The organism is Finegoldia magna (assembly GCF_018371055.1).
GTDB lineage: Bacteria > Bacillota > Clostridia > Tissierellales > Peptoniphilaceae > Finegoldia > Finegoldia magna_I.
The window spans coordinates 1-2013 of sequence record NZ_JAGYZD010000278.1 but is presented as its reverse complement, the minus strand read 5'-3'; the positions used below and the strand labels follow the sequence as shown (position 1 = coordinate 2013).

The window sequence follows — 2013 nt, the reverse complement described above, 5'->3', positions numbered from 1 at the left end:
CCTGCAGCTGCCCCTAAAAATACATCTAACTTACCTTGACTTACATTTCTTGTGAAAAAAACAGGGATTGCTCCTACTCCGGTTAGAAGACCAGGAACTATTAACCCTAACATTGTCAATAAAAATGGGTCAATATTTTTCATCATTAAATCCCCCTTCAAAAATTTTAAAAATAAAATTTCTAATACTATTTTACTATGAATTCAAGAAATATCAAATATGTTATAATATTAAGAGATTTAGTATATTTTTGAATGAAAAATTTCAAAAAATTACTCGTAATTTGAAAAATGAAACGAGGTATTTATGCAAGCTATTTACAGAAAATATAGACCGGATACTTTTGATAAAGTTTACGGTCAAAAACATATAACTGATATTTTAAAAAATCAAATCGAAACGAAAAATATTTCTCATGCGTATATTTTTTCTGGTTCAAGAGGAACAGGTAAAACTAGTTGTGCGAAAATTTTTGCAAGAGCTATCAACTGTTTGGATTTACAAGATGGAAATCCTTGTAACAAATGTGAAAATTGCCTAAGTTCTTTGGAAGAATCTACATTAGATATCGTGGAAATGGATGCTGCTAGTAACAGAAGAATTGACGATATCAGAGAACTGCGCGATAAAGTAATTTATCCGCCTACAAAATTAAAATACAAAGTTTACATTATCGACGAAGCTCACATGATTACCAATGAGGGATTTAATGCTTTACTTAAAATAATGGAAGAGCCACCAAAACATTTGGTGTTCATATTAGCTACGACCGAAATTGACAAAATTCCACAAACAATTCTATCCAGATGTCAACGCTATGAGTTCAAGATGATTAATGCCAAGGATATTTCAGATAATATCAAATATATTTTGAACGATTTGAACAGAAAAATGGACGACGATGCGATTGAACTCATTGCCAACAAAGCTGATGGTGCAATGAGAGATGCGTTGTCTATTTTGGATCAAGTTCTTAGCATTGAAAAAGAAAATATAACAAAACAAGATATAAATGATATACTTGGTATTGTCGACAATAAAGGAATTTTCAAGCTTGTCAATAGCATCATAAAAAAAGATGCCGCAGAAGTTTTGAATAATTTGTACACAATATCACACAATAAGCCTGTCGAAAATGTTATGGATGAGCTGTTAAATCATTTTAGAAATTTGCTGTTGTCAAAAAATGGTCTTGAAAACATCAGACAGAACAACACTCAGTACAATGATGATTACAATTCACAATCTGAATTGATTACAAATAGGCAAATAGTTGAAAGTATGTCAATTATAATAGAGCATCAGAAAAAACTAAAACAGGCTGATAATCAAAAAGCTCTGCTTGAAATTTTGGTAATGAGACTAATAGATTATATCGATTACGACGATTTGATTGCCAGAGTGAATACTTTAGAAGATAAGCTCAACAATATTGAACAAAACGGGATTAAGATCAATTCTACACAAAAATTAGTCGAATTTGATGAAAAAATCGATAAAAACATAGAAACTTCACAAAAATCTTCAGAAAAAGTAGAAAAATCAGATGAATTATCCAATAAAAATGATATAATAAAGACTGATGAAAAAAACGACGACACAGTTGAAGAAGAGAGTGTCGGAAAAGATGATTCATTTGAAAAACTAAGAGAAGTTTTAAGAGATTTCGACAAAGTTCCAAAAGAATTAGCTGATGATATCAAAGCTAGTTTGGAGAATGACAAGTTGGTTTTGAAGACTAATCAGTTGTATTTGTACACTTTGCTTCCTCATAAGAAAGTTATTGAACAATTACTTAAACCGCATTACGATTTTAAGGTTTTAGATTTACAAATTGACGATGAAGCAGAGAAAAAAGTAAACGAGAATGTTAAAAAATTACAAAATTTATTTGGAGAAAATGTTCAAATAATTGAAAAATAGGAGGAATTATGGGAAATAAATTTAGAGGCGGAATGCCTGGTATGGGAAACATGGGTAACATGATGAAACAAATGCAAAAAATGCAAAGAC

At 30.4% G+C, this 2013-nt stretch carries 1 protein-coding gene; it reads left to right on the top strand.

The window, feature by feature from the left end; genetic code table 11:
• The first annotated feature begins 306 nt into the window (after positions 1 to 306).
• Complete coding sequence (gene dnaX / locus KHW44_RS09035) at positions 307 to 1923, top strand: DNA polymerase III subunit gamma/tau (protein ID WP_304068692.1); 1617 nt, start codon at positions 307 to 309, stop codon at positions 1921 to 1923.
• The last annotated feature ends 90 nt before the right edge of the window (positions 1924 to 2013 follow it).